Raw genomic sequence first — 17,267 nt, forward strand, 5'->3', positions numbered from 1 at the left:
GGAGAAATTCATGAAACACTCGCTTTATGCTGGCGTCGCCGCATTTACCCTGATCGGGGGCGTCGCACAGGCCGACAAGGTTACCGTATTCGGCCCGTGGCTGGGGCCGGACCAAGAGAATGTCGAAAAGGTTCTGGATGGGTTCGCGGCGGCGACCGGGCATGAGTACAGCTATGTCGGCTCGGACAGCTTTGAGCAGCAAATCAGAATTGATGCCGAAGCCGGATCGGCGCCCAACGTAGCAGTGTTCCCTCAGCCCGGTCTGGCGTCAGATATGGCCAAGGCGGGTTTCCTGACTCCCCTGAGTGAAGGAACCGCGGATTGGATTCGCGACAACTATGCGGCTGGTCAGTCCTGGGTGGATCTGGGAACCTACCAAGGTCCGGACGGGCAGGATCACCTATATGGCTTCTTCTACAAGGTCGACGTGAAGTCGCTGGTTTGGTTCGTGCCGGAAAACTTCGAAGATGCCGGTTATGAGATTCCGACTACGATGGAAGAGCTCAAGGCGCTGTCCGATCAGATCGTTGCAGATGGCGAAACGCCATGGTGCATCGGGCTGGGTTCCGGCGGAGCGACAGGTTGGCCAGCGACTGACTGGGTTGAAGACATGATGCTGCGCACGTTGCCGCCCGAAGATTATGACGCCTGGGTCGCCAACAAATTGAAATTTAACGATCCTAAGGTTGTCGCCGCGATTGAAGAATTCGGAGCGTTTGCGCGCAACGATGATTACGTGGCCGGCGGAGCCGGCGCGGTCGCAACGACTGACTTTCGTGACAGCCCGAAGGGCATGTTCAGCTCGCCTCCGCAATGCTACATGCACCGTCAGGCTTCGTTCATTCCGGCCTTCTTCCCTGAAGGCACGGTTGTGGGCGAGGATGCCGATTTCTTCTATTTCCCGGCCTATGAAGGTAAGGATCTCGGCAGCCCGGTCCTTGGGGCCGGAACAGTTTGGGCAATCACCAATGACAGCCCGGGCGCGCATGCGCTGATGAAATACCTGGAGACACCCGAGGCGCATGAAGCCTGGATGGCTCTGACCGGGTTCCTGACGCCGCACAAAGGCGTCGATACCTCGGTCTTCTCAGACCCAACGCTGAAGAAGATGAACGACATTCTTCTTGGTGCAACGACGTTCCGGTTTGACGGTTCTGACCTGATGCCGGGCGGCGTGGGTGCAGGCACCTTCTGGACTGGTATGGTCGACTATACGGGCGGAACACCTGCCCAGGACGTCGCCGACGAAATCCAATCCTCGTGGGACGCGCTGGACTAAAGCGTCTGAGATTGGGCAACCCGCTCTGCCGGGTTGCCCGAACCTATCGTCGCAAGGGAGAGCGGCATGCACCCGGCATTTCAGGGCCTGCTGACCATCGCCATCGGCGTGTCAGGTTGCGTGGGCTACTTCTATCTATCCAATCAGTTTCTGGACAAAGTTCTGTTCCCGCCTCGGGGGCCGGATGCTGGCCGGAATATCAACCGCGCGAACATGATCCGGCCTTGGTTGTTTCTGTTCCCAGCGCTGGCTGCTTTGGGCTTGTATCTGGCCTATCCGGTTGTCGAAACCCTACGCCTGTCACTGACTGATCGTGTCCCAGGCGGCGGCTACAAATGGGTCGGGCTGGACAACTATATCCAGATGGCCAAGGAGCCCAAGTTTTGGGAAGCCATGCGCAACAACATGTTATGGCTGATCGTGGTGCCTGCAATGTCGACAGCGTTCGGCCTATTGGTGGCTCAGCTGACCGACCGCATCCGCTGGGGCAACATCGCCAAGTCTCTGATTTTCATGCCGATGGCCATCTCGTTCGTGGGGGCCTCGGTGATCTGGAAGCTGGTCTATGACACCCGTCCGGTTGAGCAGGACCAGATCGGGATGCTGAACGCGCTTTACATCTTTTTCGGAGGGGTCGAGCCGCAGACATGGTTGACCATCCCCTTCTGGAACAGCTTTTTTCTTATGGTTGTGCTGGTCTGGATTCAGACTGGTTTTGCCATGGTCATCCTGTCAGCCGCCCTGCGCGGCATTCCCGAGGAAACCATCGAAGCTGCCATTCTGGATGGGGCCAATCCGTTCCAGATTTTCTTCCGTATCAAGGTGCCGCAGATCAAGACCACCATCCTGGTGGTCTGGACCACGATCACCATCACCGTGCTCAAGGTCTTTGACATCGTGTTTGCCATGACAAACGGCCAGTGGGAAACGCAGGTTCTGGCCAATTACATGTATGACAAGCTGTTCCGCACCAATGACTGGGGCGTGGGCTCGGCTTCGGCCATGGTGATCATGCTGCTGGTGGCACCGATCCTTGTCTGGAATGTGCGCAATGCGCGCAAAGAGATGGAGTAGGCCATGAGCGAAATAGCAGGAACCAAACCCGCCCTTCGCTGGGCTGTCCATGCCTCGGTTCTTTTACTGGTCGTGCTCTGGGTGGTGCCGACGCTGGGGCTGTTGATCTCATCCTTTCGTACTGCCGACCAGATTGCCACAAGCGGCTGGTGGCGGTCGTTGTTCCCATCCGAGCAGAACCTGACCCTGCGCGCTGCAGCACCTGAAACTCAGGTGCTGGAGAATGGCGTTTACGTGATCGAAGGCAACCTGTTCGAGGCGGGCACACAGGCGGCGATCTCAAAATGGGGCACCAGTTCCCGGGCGATTGATGATTTTGTACCCGGTGACACGGCAGAGCTGCGCAAGGGTGGCACGATCACGGTGGATGCCGACGGCAAATACCGGATGGAAAACACCGAAGAGTTCACCGGCAGTCGCGGCACGCGCGTCTTTGTGACTGCGGAACTGCCTCCCGAGTTCACCCTGGCCAATTACCACAAGGTCCTGCTTGCTGAAGACAGCACTGACAGTATGGGGCGGGCGTTTTTTAACACGCTGACGGTCACGATACCGGCGACGATCATTCCGATCCTAGTAGCCGCCTTTGCCGCTTATGCGCTGGCTTGGATGGATTTCCCAGGTCGGGCACTGTTAATCGCCGCGGTTGTTGGCCTGTTGGTGGTGCCGCTGCAACTGGCACTGATCCCACTGCTGAAATTTCACCTGAGCATCGGAATTGAGAAAGGCTATCTGGGCGTCTGGATGGCCCATACCGGGTTCGGGATGCCATTGGCCATCTACCTGTTGCGCAACTACATGGCCGGGCTGCCGCGCGATCTGATCGAAAACGCACGTGTAGACGGCGCGACCGAGTTCCAGATCTTTACCAAACTGATCCTGCCACTCAGCTTTCCGGCATTGGCGTCTTTTGCCATCTTCCAATTTCTCTGGACTTGGAATGATCTGTTGGTTGCCAAAGTGTTCCTAATCGATGCGTCCGGCCAGACCACAGTGATGACAAACCGGATTGTCGAGCTGCTTGGAACGCGGGGTGGAAACTGGGAAATCCTTGCCACGGCGGCGTTCGTCTCGATCGCTGTGCCGTTGGCTGTTTTCTTCGCAATGCAAAAATACCTGGTCCGTGGTCTGCTGGCCGGGTCGGTCAAATAGAGGCGTCTGATGAACGTGCAGAACACAGCAGAACTTTCCAATGCAACCAAGGTGGCCGCTGACTGGTGGCGTGGTGGCGTCATCTATCAGATCTATCCGCGCAGCTTTCAGGACAGCAATGGTGACGGGATCGGAGACCTGAAAGGCATCACCCAGCGATTGGGGTACATTGCCTCTCTGGGCGTTGATGCGATCTGGATTTCGCCCTTCTTCAAATCTCCGATGAAGGATTTCGGCTATGACGTAAGCGACTATCGCGATGTTGATCCGATGTTCGGCACGATGGAGGATTTTCGGGAGCTTCTGGACCAGGCCCATGCCAAAGGGTTGAAGGTGATGATTGATCTGGTTCTGTCGCATACGTCAGATCAGCACCCCTGGTTCAGCGAAAGCCGCGCCAGCCGTGAAAACGCCAAGTCCGACTGGTATGTCTGGGCCGATCCAAAACCGGACGGTACGCCGCCGAACAACTGGTTGTCGATTTTCGGGGGCTCGGCCTGGCAGTGGGACTCGCGACGTTTGCAGTATTATTTGCACAACTTCCTCACCTCGCAGCCGGATCTGAACTTTCACTGTCCGGATGTGCAGGACGCATTGCTGGACGTCGCAAGGTTCTGGCTTGATCTGGGTGTCGATGGGTTTCGTCTGGATACAATCAACTTCTACTTCCACGACAAACAGTTGCGCGACAATCCCGCCTTGCCCGTGGATCAGCGCAATGCCTCAATCGCGCCGATGGTGAATCCGTATAACCATCAGGACCACCTGTTCTCCAAAAGCCAGCCCGAGAACATTGCCTTTCTGGAACGCCTGCGGGCCCTGACCGATCAATATGAAGGTCGCGCCTGTCTGGGCGAGGTGGGCGACGCACAGCGTGGGCTTGAGATAATGGGCGAATACACCAGCGGTAATAAGCGCATGCACATGTGCTATGCGTTCGAGTTCCTTGAAAAGCGCGCTTTGACTGCCAGCTATGCACAGCAGGTATTTGATCAGCTCGAGGACAAAGCAGGTGATGCCTGGCCTTGCTGGGCATTTTCGAACCATGACGTGGAACGTCACGCGTCGCGCTGGGGGCTGGACGAGGCAGCTATCCGGCAGCGTGCGGTTCTGATGATGTGCCTGCGCGGCTCGGCCTGCTTGTATCAAGGCGAAGAGTTGGGCCTGCCCGAGGCCGACGTGGCCTTTGACGATCTGCAAGACCCGTATGGCGTCGAATTCTGGCCCGAGTTCAAGGGCCGCGACGGATGCCGGACGCCGATGGTTTGGGCTGCGCAGGATGAACAATCGGGCTTTAGCACCGGCAAGCCTTGGTTGCCTGTCAGTGACCCTCAGGCCGAGCGTGCCGTGGATCGATCAGAGGCCGAGCCCGAATCTATGCTTCACCATTATCGTCGTGCGATTGCATTCCGCCATGCCCATTCGGCTTTGATGTTGGGGGCGCAAAAGAACATGACGCAGATCGGGACCGTTCTGGCCTTCACGCGTGAAGATCATGCAGAAGAGGTGTTCTGCGCATTTAACCTCGGTACCGAACGTTCTGAAGTAATCTTGCCAGGCGGGAACTGGCGCGTGATCGGAGAAGAGTTGGGTGGCGTCGCGGGAACGGGGACAGTGTCTCTGGGTGCTGCACAATTCTGCCTGCTGTTGAGGGAGAAGGAATAAACCATGTCAGAGCTAAACCTCACAGATGTCGCCAAAACCTATGGCAATGTGGATGTTCTGAAGAACATCAATCTTGAGATTGAGCGGGGCGAGTTGATCGTTTTTGTCGGGCCTTCGGGCTGTGGCAAATCCACCTTGCTGCGCATGGTCGCCGGGTTGGAAAAGATCTCGGGCGGAACGCTCGAGATTGAAGGGCAGGTGATGAACGATGTGCCGCCAGCACAGCGAGGCATCGCGATGGTGTTCCAAAGCTATGCGCTGTACCCACATATGACCGTTCGCGAAAACATGGCCTTTGCGCTGAAGATAGCCAAAATGCCGGCGGCTGAAGTTGGCGCCGCGGTCGATCGGGCGGCCCGCATCCTACAGCTTGAACCTTATCTGGACCGGTTGCCCAAAGCGCTATCCGGCGGTCAGCGTCAGCGTGTCGCAATCGGGCGCGCCATTGTGCGTGACCCCAAGGTTTACCTGTTCGACGAACCGCTTTCGAACCTGGACGCGGCGCTGCGTGTCGCCACCCGGATCGAAATCGCCCGTCTGAAAGAGGCGATGCCGGACAGCACGATGATCTATGTCACCCATGATCAGGTCGAAGCGATGACCCTGGCCAGCCGTATCGTTGTGCTAGCCAACAAAGGGATCGCCCAAGTTGGCACGCCGCTGGAGCTGTATGAGACGCCAGACAACGAGTTTGTCGCGCAATTCATCGGCTCCCCGGCAATGAACCTGATGTCGGGGGTCATTACCGCGACCGGCGCACAGACAGTCGTCAAGCTGGACGGTGGCGGCACGGCGATATCAGCGGTACCAACCGAGGCTGGAGACGAAGGCAAGCAGGTGAATATCGGCGTCCGCCCCGAGGATTTTGTGTCCGTGGACAGCGACCCAATCCTTGAAGGGGTCGTAGACTTTACCGAGGCTTTGGGCGAGGTGACGCTGTTATACTTCGCGGTCGAGGATGGGACGGATGCCCTTATTGCCAAGCTTCCGGGCGTTCAGAAGAATATGCGGGGCAAAACTGTGATGGTCTCTGCGAACCCTGACAAGGTTCATTTGTTCCATCAGGGGGTTTCCATGCGGAAATAACCCTTTCCAACACGGTTCTTGACAAGACCCCTGATGCTGTTTCAACTTGATTGAAACGTTTCATTTTGTGGTAGAACCGTGGAAATGCGAGTTTCAGCGCAGTTATACACAGTCCGGCAGGTTGGGGATTTGGCGGCCCAGCTTGACTTGGTGCGTGCCTGCGGGTTCACCGATATTGAAACGGTCGGGTTCCACGATCTTACCCCCAAGCAGGTTACCAATGTGGTTAGACAGGCTGGTTTCACCGTTCGATCGGCCCATTTTGACTGGGAAGAATTTGAAACACGGCTTGATGACATTCTTAGAATGCTTGAAGCTTTGGAATGCCCTGTGGCGGTCATGCCTTGGCTGTCGCCCAAGGCTCGGCCCGGCACCGCCGAGGGGTGGAAGGCAGTGTCGGGCCGGTTGGCGAAATGGGCTGATGCCCTGTCTGCCGACGGTGTGCGCCTTGCCTATCATAACCACGATTTTGACCTTGTCGATCTTGGGCAGGGCTCGCCATTGGATATGGTCCTGTCGCATGAGGCCATTGGATGGCAGCCGGATATCGGTTGGCTGTATTCGGCGCTTTCTGACCCCGCTGCACTGCTGAGCCGTTATTCCGACCGGATCGTTTCCGTCCATGCTAAAGACGTTGATCCATTGGCCGGACAAGGCGACGAGCGCTGGCGAAATCTGGGGCAGGGGGTTGTGGACTGGCCTCTGGTCCTGCGTGTTCTGGCTGACAGTCCCTGCGCTGACCTTTTTGTGGAACATGACGAAACTGCCGATCACGCGCAAACATTGCAGACGGGACATGACCTGTTGATGCGAATGCGCAGCGTTGAGGTGACATAGTGGCGCGCGCGACGATCAAGTCGATTGCAAAGCAGACGGGGTTTTCTGTCGGAACCGTCTCGAACGCGCTGCGTGGTGCGGAAACCGTCAAGAAAGAAACGCGGCAGCAGATTCAGTCCGCCGCCGAACAGCTTGGATACCGGGTCAATCTGGACGGGCTGAAGCTGCGGACAAAAAAGTCCTATCGCATCGGCGTTCTGGTCAGCGTGTCACCTGATTCAGATGAAGAATGGGAAGGTGTCGAATTCACACGCATTGTCGCGGGTATTTCGCGGGCTTTGAAAGGGTCGCGTTATGAACTTGGCGTTCACAGCGTGGCGGGCCTGCAGGGAACGATGGCGACGCTGAAGGAAATCGTTCAGAACGGATTGGCAGACGGGGTGATATTCTCGGGTACGCGCCACGCCGATCCGCGCATTGCCTATCTGCAACAGAATGGTTTCCCCTTTGTCACCATGGGTATGAGCGACAGCGGCAGATCACATGCCTATGTCGATATCGACAGTCAGGCAGCAGGTCACGATGCAACGCAACGACTGCTAGCCTTGGGGCATCGCCGGATTGCCCTGGTGAACCCTCCGGATGACCTGGTTTATGCGACGCAACGCCGAACGGGCTATGCCCAGGCGTTCAGAGCGTCCGGTCTGGCCTTTGACCCGGCCCTGATCTTCAGCGGGCCTACGACCGCACGAACGGGGTATAATGCCTTTGAGGCTTTGATGCGGCTACCCGACAGGCCAACCGCGATCATCTGCGCGAACGAAGCCATGACCCTGGGTGTGCTTTCTGCTGCCCATGCGGCGGGTGTTGAGGTCGGTCGCGAACTGACCGTGATCTCGACCGATGATCTGCAACTTAGCCGTTATTTTGTCCCTCCGCCCAGCACCTATTACGTCCCTATTGAGGAAACCAGTCGATTGCTGGGTGAGTATATGCTCAAGGCTTTGGACGGGGTTGACCCGTCCGAAACACAAAAAAAGATCAGGGCCATTTTGATCGAGCGGCAACCTGACACAGTCGCGCCGGAAGCGGCGCTAAACACCTGAACCAACAAAGGAGTAACCGGAGATGTTAAGAAACCTATTTGCCGCCGCCGCCCTGACCGCGCTTGCCGCGCCTGCTGTGTTTGCAGCGGATCTTGAAGGGCGCGTACTTAAGATCGGAACAGATGCCACCTATCCGCCCATGGAGACGGTCGATGAGTCCACGGGTCAGATTGTGGGATTTGATGTCGATGTCATGAATGCGATCTGTGAAAAGGTGAACTGCGTCCCGAATTTCGTAAATACAGCCTGGGATGGTATCTTTGCCGCGCTTCAGCAAGGGGAGTTCGACCTCGTGATCTCGGGCGTCTCGATCACGCCTGAACGCGAAGAAAACATGGATTTTTCCGAGCCTTATATCATTGTAAGTCAGGCGATCCTGCTGCAGGTCGACAATGCTGACATGACGTTGGATGACTTCAAAGCAGGTGGTCAGAAGCTAGCCGCGCAGACTGGCACCACCAATGCCCAGCTGGCCGAAGAACTGGTGGGACGCGAGAATGTCAGCCTGTATGACAATTTCTCTGCTGCGATCCTGGCGTTGCAGAATGCTGACGTACAGGGGGTAATCATTGATGGAACCTCGGCATCGGCATATGAACAGGAATTTGCCGGGGAATTGGCTGTAGGCATCACAGGCCTTCAGTCTGATCCGCTGGGTATTGTGTTTCAGGAAGGTGACGCAACCGTTGACGCCATAAACGAAGGGCTGGCCGCCATTCAGGCTGACGGTACGATGGACGCATTGGTTGCCAAATACTGGGGCACTGATTGAGCCGTTGAAACCCTTTCTGACCCGGCGGGAAAACCTGCCGGGTCACGCATAACCCGAGGGACGCCATGATCCGCCTAAGCTCGATCCGGCCGAGTAATCTTGTTTTGCTCGCCGCTGCCCCGTTCATCATCTACCTGTTTGCCTCATCCTCGAAATATCTGAGGTCATTGGTTGCCATTTTGGGGATTGGTGAAAATGCGGGGCCCATTTTTGTTGGGTTTCTTCTGATACTGGCCGTGGCCATATTGGCCTATCTCTCGGCGCGCCGCATCCGGTTTCAAACCATCGCGCCGAACTGGTTGAGGATTGCGGCGGTTTTGGCAATCCCGGCCTCGGCCGGGTTGGCGATCCTTGGACTTTTCCAGCCTCAGGTGCTGATGCCCTTTGCGGAATCCGTCTTCTTTAATGCGCTCAGCGAAAATACGTCTGAGTTCATTGACCGATCTTCGCAACCTTGGGTCTTGTTTCCCGAGATCGTCGCAAAGGTGCAAATGAGACTACAGGCCCTGCTGGTAGGGTTTGCGATGGTGGTCGCGGTGATCCCTCTGACGGCCCGTTTCCCACGATCCATGAAAGCCTATGTTCAGATTGGACTCGAACTGCTGACCGGGCTGGTTTTGTTTTACCTGTTGTTTCTTGCGCATTGGCAATTTGCGACCGGGGTCGCGATAACGTTCCGTGCAGCGATCTTTGCCTATATCTTTGCGGCCATTATGGGTCTGGTCTGGGTCGGTTTGCAGTCCTTCAAGCCCAAAGCTCGGACAACCGTTGTCTATGGGTCCATCAGCCTGACACTATTGGCCGTGTCGGCGTTCTTTTTTATGCAACCAAAGGTGAGCTTTGTTCTGGTTGGCAGTACAGAAGCAAGAATTGCCATTGTTCGGGGTACGCCGCAGGCCCAGGCGGATTTGATCCGGTTCGGAGAGTTCGACGGAGGTGAAGGCCAACAGTATCGCATTCGCAGCGCCCCCGATGCCGCCTCTGCGCTGGATCAGATCACAACCGTCGACAGCGTATCTGGTGCTTTTGTTCCGGCCGGCGTTCATACGCAGGGCTATCCGGTGATCTGGCAATCCAGTTTTCTGCCGGACAAGTTTCGTAACCCGGCGCTGACTTTTGCGGTTTTCGGGTTTTTGCTTCTGACACTGACGGTCGGAGGCGCACAGCATAAGCTACATCCGCTGGCTGTAGGGGCCGAGTTTTTTGTCGATACCATTCGCGGCATTCCAATGCTGGTCATCATCCTCTATATCGGCTTGCCGCTTGCCGGTGCGGTCAAGGATGCGACAGGTGGCGGCATCGACATGACCAACATGACCCGCGGCATCATCGCCATTTCCATAGGGTATTCGGCCTATATGGCCGAGATTTTCCGATCAGGGATCGAGGCCATCCCACGAGGTCAGATCGAAGCAGGCGGCTCGCTTGGGCTGTCCCGCTGGCAGACTGCCCGGCTTATTATCCTGCCCCAGGCATTGCGCATAGTGACGCCACCTTTGGGCAATGAATTTATCGCGATGATCAAGGATACCTCATTGCTGTCCATCCTGTCAGTCCGCGACATGACTCAGCGCATGCGCGAGTTTCAGGCCTCAAGTTTTCTGCCCTTCGCACCATTCAACACAGCGGCGATCCTCTATGTCGTGGTGACGCTTGGTTGCGCTAGTTTCCTCAAATGGATCGAACGCCGCAGCGCACGGGAAAACCGATGAGCAGGCTTGAGCTGGGCGTTTGCTATTACCCCGAGCAATGGGACAAATCGCAGTGGCGCGACGATGCTAAGCGCATGGTCGATATGGGATTGGATTGGGTTCGGATTGCTGAGTTTACCTGGGGCCTGATCGAGCCGGAAAGAGGCCGGTTCGAATGGGGCTGGCTGGACGAGGTGATTGGAATTCTGGGCGATGCCGGTTTGCGCGTGATGATGTCGACGCCTACGGCTGCACCTCCGAAATGGCTAGTGGATGACTGCCCTGAGATCCTGCCAGTGGGGCCGGATGGCCGGGTGCGTGGGTTCGGGTCGCGCCGACATTATTGTTTTTCCAGCGATATCTACCTGTCCGAGGCCCGTCGGATCACCACGGAATATGCCCGTCGATATGGCGAAAATCCATTTGTTCGTGCCTGGCAGATCGACAATGAATATAACGATCACGATACGGTTCTGAGCTATTCCAATGCCGCTCGCACCGGTTTTCGCAGATGGTTGCAAGACCGCTATGGCACGATTGAGGCGCTTAACCGAACATGGGGGACAGTGTTTTGGGGGTCGCTCTATTCCGATTTTGATCAGATCGAACTGCCTATAAGTTTGGTGGCCAGCCCGAACCCGACCCATGCTCTGGATTTTGCCCGCTATTCTTCGGATCGGGTGCGGGATTTCAATCGTGCTCAGGCGGATATTCTGCGCAAGTTTGCGCCGGGCCGCGATATTACCCATAATTTCATGGCAGGCAGCTTTGAGTTCGACCATCACGCTGTTGCGGCGGATCTGGATGTAGTCGGTTTTGACAGCTATCCGCTTGGCAACCTGTTGGGATCGTCGCTGTCTGATGAAGACAAACGTCGATACCTGCGAACAGGCGCGCCGGACTATCAGGGGTTTCACTGCGATTTGTATCGCAGCCAGGGCAGGGGCCGAATGTGGGTTCTGGAACAACAGCCCGGCCCGGTGGACTGGGCCGAAAAGAACCCCTCACCAGCGGATGGGATGGTCAGGCTTTGGACGTGGGCCGCTTTTGCCCACGGTGCACAGGCAGTGATGTTCTTCCGATGGCGTCAGGCGAAGTTCGCGCAGGAACAATTCCACACGGCGCTTCTGCGATCGGATGGCAGCCCGGATCAGGCCGCGCTTGAACTGGCGCAGGTTGCAAAAGAGCGTGCTGCCCTGCCGGAAGTCACCCGGCAGAAGGCAGCCGTGGCAATTCTGTTGGATTACGAATCCATCTGGGCTGCAGATATCCTGCCGCATGACGACGCATTCCCGAATGCCGGGATTTTCCGGGTTTGGTATGCTGGCCTGCGTGCATTGGGGGTCGATCTGGATTTCGTTGGTCCCGATGATGATCTGACGGGGTATTCATTGATCGTATTGCCGCAAAACATGATCATCTCGCCAGATCTGGCAAAGAGATTGCACCACAGCCAGGCCAAATTGCTGATCGGTGCCCGTGCGGGCAGCAAGACTGTGGACATGTGGACCCCTGAAAATCTCGCTCCCGGAGAGTTGGCCGATCTTGCAGGGATAAAAGTCATACGCGTCGAATCCCTGCCGGATCTGGCCGGTGAATCCGTAAGCCTCGAGAGCACCGGAACCTTTGATTTTAAAGGCTGGCGGGAAGTCATCGAGACCGAAAATCAGGTAATCGCGCATTTCGTAAGTGCTTACAGGGCTGGCAGCCCGGCGATTGTGCAATCGGACCGGGCTATGTATCTGGCGATGATCCCAAACGGGCCGTTGCTACGGGCGATCCTGATTAAAGCGCTGACATGGGCGGGCCTTCCGATACGGGAATGTGGCCCGGACCTTCGTGTTACACAGCGGGGTGACCTCGGCTTTGGGTTCAACTTCGGGGCTGCCGCACAGGTTCTGCCGGATGACGAAAATCGGCAATATATTGTTGGTACTTCAGAAATCCCATCCTATGGTGTCTCAGTCTGGAAGTGGAAGTAAACCAGAGCTTGCGGACATGATTGCAAACTGGACCTATGAATTCTGCAAACTGTCCCTTTTGGACTGACAGCTTTGCAGCAACCCTCTAGCCTGTGATTGCATAACAATAGGACTGAAAGTCCAACTATGGGAGAATCGAATATGGCCGAACGGAAAAACCTTTCCAGACGTACTATCTTGAAGAGCGCAGGGGCGGCAGCACTTGCTGCACCGCTGTACAGCAAAAGCGCGCTGGCGTCCTCGGGTGAGATCAACATCTTGATGTGGTCCGATTACCTGCCGCCAGCATTCTTGCAGGAATTCGAGACACTGACCGGAATTAAGGTGAACTATACAGGTATCGGGTCGAACGAAGAAATCATCAACAAGATGAAGGCCACCAAGGGTCAGGGTTTCGACATCGTGTCGCCGACCAATAACCGGTCTTTGCAGTGGGAACCGCTTGAGCTGTTGCAGCCTTTTGACATGAATAAGGTTCCGATTGATCTGGTGAACCCGGCGATGGCCGCGATTGGTACAGATGCCTGGAACTTTGCCGACTCGGGCGTGCACTGGTTGCCGCATATCTGGGGCACCGAAGGCATCGCATATCGGACTGACCTGTGGCTGCCTGAAGGTGATGCACCGTCCTATGGCGATGTCTGGTCCGAAGCAAACGCAGGTAAGACCATGGGCCGCGCGCACTCGATGATGCTGGGCGCAGGCCTGTACATGGAGCGCGCAGGCGAGATGGAGCCCGGTTCCGTCTGGGCCGCTTATGGCGACGAAGATACCATGCGCAAGGTTTGGGGTCAGATCGCAGATTGGTGCATCGAACGTAAGAACCGCATCAAGTTGATCTGGAACGACGCCGACACACAGAAAAACGGTCTGTTGAACGAAGGCGTGATTGTTGGCCAGACATGGGATGGCCCGCCGCTTGCACTTAAATCTGCAGGTGAGCCCGTGCATTATCAGGCTCCGGTTGAAGGGGCGATGGCCTGGGTTGATGGTATGGCAATTCCAACAGGTGCTGCCAATATCGACCAGATCTATGCCTTCATCGACTTTGCCTACCAGGCCAAACCGGCCGGTGTTGCGATCGACAGCCACGGGTACAACTCGCCCGTTCTGGGTGCCGACCAATATTCGGGCGACACCTACAAGAAGAACTTCGCCGAAGCCTATCCGGGCGACTCGCTGGCCAACCTCAACCCGTGGCCGGCCGAAGCGCCTTGGTATGCGGAAACCCGGACCGAGTTCGTCAACAAGTTCAAAAGCGCCTGATAGCTTTTCAAAGAAGTGCCCTCCGCTAAACGCGGGGGGCTCCCAACCCGCACGCCACTGCGTGACGGAACCCATTTGGGTGCGCACCACCAGCGCATCAATCGGAGATACCAAAAATGAGTGCAGGGGTCGGTGTAGATCTTGAAAACCTGTGGATCCGTTTCGGCGATTTTGTCGCGGTGCGGGACGCAAATGTGAACATAAACGGGGGCGATTTCTTTTCGTTCCTGGGACCATCCGGTTGCGGCAAGACAACGATTTTGCGCGCTGTTTCGGGGTTTCTGGACCCCAGCGAGGGTAAGGTTCTGATCGGTGGTAATGACATGCGCGGCATCGGGCCCAACAAGCGCCCGACTGCCCTGATCTTTCAGAACCTCGCGCTGTTCCCCCTGATGAAAGTCTGGGAAAACATCACTTTCTCGATGGAGATCAAAGGCGCCAGCGCGGCCGAGCGCCGCAAGCGGGCCGATGAGCTGTTGGACATGATCGCGCTGCCGGGACAGGGTGACAAGCTGCCCAGCGAGCTTTCGGGTGGTCAGCGTCAGCGCGTGGCGATTGCCCGCGCCCTATGTGCCGAACCCGATGTACTGCTGCTGGACGAACCGCTTTCGGCGCTGGACCTCAAGCTGCGCCAGCATATGCGCACCGAGCTGCGCGAGATTCAGAAGCGTGTCGGTATCACCTTCATCTATATCACCCACGACCAGGGCGAAGCGCTGACCATGTCGGACAATATCGCCGTAATGCGTGCAGGAGTGATCGACCAGATTGCCGATGGCAAGACAATTTACAATGACCCCAACACGGCTTTTGCGGCCTCGTTCGTGGGCGAAAACAACGTTTTCCGCGGCAAGATCAAGCAAGTCATGGGAGATGAGGCGCTGATTGCAACCAACCGATCCGGCGATCTGGTTGCACGGATTTCCACTGTAAATCAGGGCAAGCTGAAAGAAGGCGATGACGCGATGATGTTCATTCGCCCCGAGGCGCTGGCGATTGCCCCGGACGGTGCAGTGGGCGACCATTTTGTAACCGCCCGTGTGAACCATGAAGAATTCGAAGGTAACGCCTTCAATATTTTCACCGAAGGCGATGGCGGCAAGGAAATTAAGGTATCGCTGCCCAATCTAGGCCAATCTTTCGATGACCATACCGGGCAGACCATCACGTTGGAATATCAGACCCATAATGCGGTTCTGGTTCCAGCGGGTGAGCTGGCCGCGGAATAAGGGGATAAAAATATGCCCCATTTTCTGAAAGAATTCTTCAACCGCAACGGCACCGGCATGGGATTGATGATACTCGGTTTGGTCCTGTTCTGGACCATCGGCCTGATCATCCTGCCGCAGCTGTCGATGCTGGATTTCTCATTCCGGCCAAACCTGCCCCCGCCCGAGATCGGGGGGCCAAAAGATGTCTATACGCTGGAGAACTACAAATACCTGATCTATGGCCCGGAAGGCGGCAGCCAGGACTATAACGCCGTCGATCTGAGGGTGTTTTTCCGCACCCTTCTGGCCGCGGTATGCGTTACGATCTTCAACCTGATCCTGTGCTATCCGATCGCCTATTATCTGGGTCAGTCCAAGGGCAGTCACATCCGCATCTTTGCGATCATGCTGATCATCCCCTACTGGATCAATGAGATCCTGCGCGCCTTTGCCCTGCGAATCATCTTTGGCGAAACCGGTGTACTGAACACGCTGTTCACTGGGCTGGGGGTCTGGGATATGCCGTTTGATTTCATCCGCAATGACATCGCGCTCTATGCGGGGCTGGGCTATGCCTATATCTTGCTGATGATCTTCCCGATGTATAACGTCATAGAAAGTCTGGATAAAAACCAGATCGAGGCGGCGCGAGATTTGGGAGCCCCCTGGTGGCGTATCCATTGGCGCGTGGTCATTCCCTATGCCAAGCCAGGGATCAGTTCGGGCTGTACTATGGTGTTCATGCTGTCCGCGGGTGCGCTGGCCGCGCCGCAAATTCTGGGCGGGCCGTCCTCCCTGTGGTTCACGCAGCTGATCTATCAGCAGTTCAACGACAACAATGACTGGCCGCAGGGTGCCGCCTACGCCATCGTTCTGCTGGTGACCTGTATCTTGTTCGTGCTGGCCGTCATGCGCCTGTTCAAGGTGAATATGGGGGATATCGGGAAATGAATTTGTCCTTCCTCCGTGTAAGCATCTGGGTCTATCTGGTGCTGTTCTTCCTTTACCTTCTGGGTCCGCTGGTGATCATGTCGGTCACGGCCTTCAACTCGTCCGAATTCCCAAGGATGACACCGTGGGAGTGTCTGACCTTCCAGTGGTTTGGCGAATTGTTTCAGGACCAACGTATCCTGAACGGCATCAAGAACTCACTGATCATCGGCGCCGGAACGGTGGTTCTATCGGTGGCGATGGGTCTTGCGGGCGCGCTGATGCTGACGCAGATCTGGCCGAAACTGCGCGCGACCTACTATACGGTCATCATCGCGCCGATCCTGATCCCGGGCGTTGTTCTGGGTATCTCGACACTGGTGTTCTGGGACCGGATCAACCGGATGTTGGGCTTGGGTGCCGACAGTTTCCTGTCAAACGGGATATTCCTGACGGTGATCGGCCAATCCACCTTTATCGCCAGCTATTGCATGCTGGTGCTGGTGGCACGGTTGCAGCGCTATGATATGGCGCTGACCGAGGCCGCGCTGGATCTGGGTGCAACCCATGCTCAGGCGTTCCGCAAGATCATGCTCCCGTTCATGCGTCCGGCGATTGCCAGCGCGGCAGTGCTGGCGTTCTTGGCCTCGTTCGAGAACTACAACACCACCACCTTCACCTTTGGTGAATACCCCACGCTGACCATCGAACTGGCACAGAAGGTGCGCTATGGCATCACGCCCTCGATCTCGGCGCTGGCCTTCATCATCGTGGCGCTGACGGTGTTCTTTGCCCTGCTGAACGAGGCCAAGCTGAAGCGACAGGAACTGGTGGCTGCTGCACGCAAGAACGCCACGGTCGAGGAACTGGCGGGTAAAATCAAGCTTCCCAGCTTCTTTGCCGGGAACCTTGCTGCGGTTCTGCTGGTTGTCTTTGCGGTTGCCACGATCACTGTGGTCGGAACCGCAACCGCCTATAATCCGGCTCAGTGTGTCGCAGATGTCAAAGAGCAAAAGCGCCTTGAAGCTGACCTGCGTATTCAAGAGCTGCGCAATCAGCGCGAAGAACAGCGCAAAAAGCGCGAGGCGGAAGCGGCTGAGCAAGAGGGAGAGGGTGCGCAGGAATCGGCCCCGAAACCCTCGAATAACAGCGGTTTCGGCAATGTGTTTGCGCCGAATACTCTGGGTGACGAAGAAGAGGATTCTGGTACTGAAACGCCTTCGGGCAATGGCGGTGCCTTTGATCCCAACAGTTTGCAGGCGAACTAAGCGCCTCG

General features: G+C 56.6%; 14 protein-coding genes. All 14 read left to right on the forward strand.

Going from position 1 to position 17,267, the window contains the following annotated elements; genetic code table 11:
* Positions 1-10 precede the first annotated feature (10 nt).
* The 14 genes from AC2FFB_RS07755 to AC2FFB_RS07820 all read left to right on the forward strand — a co-directional run bounded on the left by AC2FFB_RS07755 (position 11) and on the right by AC2FFB_RS07820 (position 17,259).
* Positions 11-1,279 carry an ABC transporter substrate-binding protein gene (locus AC2FFB_RS07755; RefSeq protein WP_142636126.1) on the forward strand — a complete coding sequence of 423 codons (1,269 nt, stop codon included), beginning with the start codon at positions 11-13 and terminating at the stop codon, positions 1,277-1,279.
* 66 nt (positions 1,280-1,345) lie between these two features.
* Positions 1,346-2,353, forward strand: coding sequence for a carbohydrate ABC transporter permease (locus tag AC2FFB_RS07760; RefSeq protein WP_496874747.1), 1,008 nt, complete (start codon positions 1,346-1,348; stop codon positions 2,351-2,353).
* A gap of 3 nt (positions 2,354-2,356) precedes the next feature.
* On the forward strand, positions 2,357-3,505 hold the full coding sequence (locus AC2FFB_RS07765) for a carbohydrate ABC transporter permease (protein ID WP_496689429.1): 1,149 nt from the start codon (positions 2,357-2,359) through the stop codon (positions 3,503-3,505).
* Positions 3,506-3,514: 9 nt separating this feature from the next.
* Positions 3,515-5,170, forward strand: a complete 1,656-nt coding sequence (locus AC2FFB_RS07770; RefSeq protein WP_496874748.1) for an alpha-amylase family glycosyl hydrolase — start codon at positions 3,515-3,517, stop codon at positions 5,168-5,170.
* 3 nt (positions 5,171-5,173) lie between these two features.
* Positions 5,174-6,256: an ABC transporter ATP-binding protein gene (locus AC2FFB_RS07775; RefSeq protein WP_496874749.1), complete on the forward strand. Its 1,083-nt coding sequence runs from the start codon at positions 5,174-5,176 to the stop codon at positions 6,254-6,256.
* A gap of 84 nt (positions 6,257-6,340) precedes the next feature.
* Entirely contained in the window at positions 6,341-7,093 is a 753-nt protein-coding gene (locus AC2FFB_RS07780) for a sugar phosphate isomerase/epimerase family protein (RefSeq protein WP_271948738.1), read from the forward strand.
* Positions 7,093-8,139 carry a LacI family DNA-binding transcriptional regulator gene (locus tag AC2FFB_RS07785; RefSeq protein WP_281972971.1) on the forward strand — a complete coding sequence of 349 codons (1,047 nt, stop codon included), beginning with the start codon at positions 7,093-7,095 and terminating at the stop codon, positions 8,137-8,139. Before AC2FFB_RS07780 ends, AC2FFB_RS07785 begins: the two co-directional genes overlap by 1 nt.
* Positions 8,140-8,161: 22 nt before the next feature.
* Entirely contained in the window at positions 8,162-8,911 is a 750-nt protein-coding gene (locus AC2FFB_RS07790) for a basic amino acid ABC transporter substrate-binding protein (protein WP_142636138.1), read from the forward strand.
* A gap of 65 nt (positions 8,912-8,976) precedes the next feature.
* Positions 8,977-10,623 (forward strand): amino acid ABC transporter permease, encoded by a 1,647-nt coding sequence (locus AC2FFB_RS07795; RefSeq protein ID WP_281995053.1) that lies wholly within the window; start codon positions 8,977-8,979, stop codon positions 10,621-10,623.
* Positions 10,620-12,584: a beta-galactosidase gene (locus AC2FFB_RS07800; protein WP_496874750.1), complete on the forward strand. Its 1,965-nt coding sequence runs from the start codon at positions 10,620-10,622 to the stop codon at positions 12,582-12,584. Before AC2FFB_RS07795 ends, AC2FFB_RS07800 begins: the two co-directional genes overlap by 4 nt.
* 141 nt (positions 12,585-12,725) lie before the next feature.
* Positions 12,726-13,850, forward strand: a complete 1,125-nt coding sequence (locus AC2FFB_RS07805; protein ID WP_142636144.1) for an extracellular solute-binding protein — start codon at positions 12,726-12,728, stop codon at positions 13,848-13,850.
* A 116-nt stretch (positions 13,851-13,966) separates the two neighbouring features.
* A complete protein-coding gene (locus AC2FFB_RS07810; protein ID WP_142636146.1) occupies positions 13,967-15,079 on the forward strand; it encodes an ABC transporter ATP-binding protein in 1,113 nt (370 codons plus the stop codon).
* Between the two features lie 12 nt (positions 15,080-15,091).
* Positions 15,092-16,012, forward strand: coding sequence for an ABC transporter permease (locus AC2FFB_RS07815; RefSeq protein WP_142636148.1), 921 nt, complete (start codon positions 15,092-15,094; stop codon positions 16,010-16,012).
* Positions 16,009-17,259, forward strand: a complete 1,251-nt coding sequence (locus tag AC2FFB_RS07820; protein WP_496677216.1) for an ABC transporter permease — start codon at positions 16,009-16,011, stop codon at positions 17,257-17,259. The genes AC2FFB_RS07815 and AC2FFB_RS07820 overlap by 4 nt, the downstream gene beginning before the upstream one ends.
* Positions 17,260-17,267 lie beyond the last annotated feature (8 nt).

Source organism: Ruegeria sp. YTSA219, from assembly GCF_059609985.1.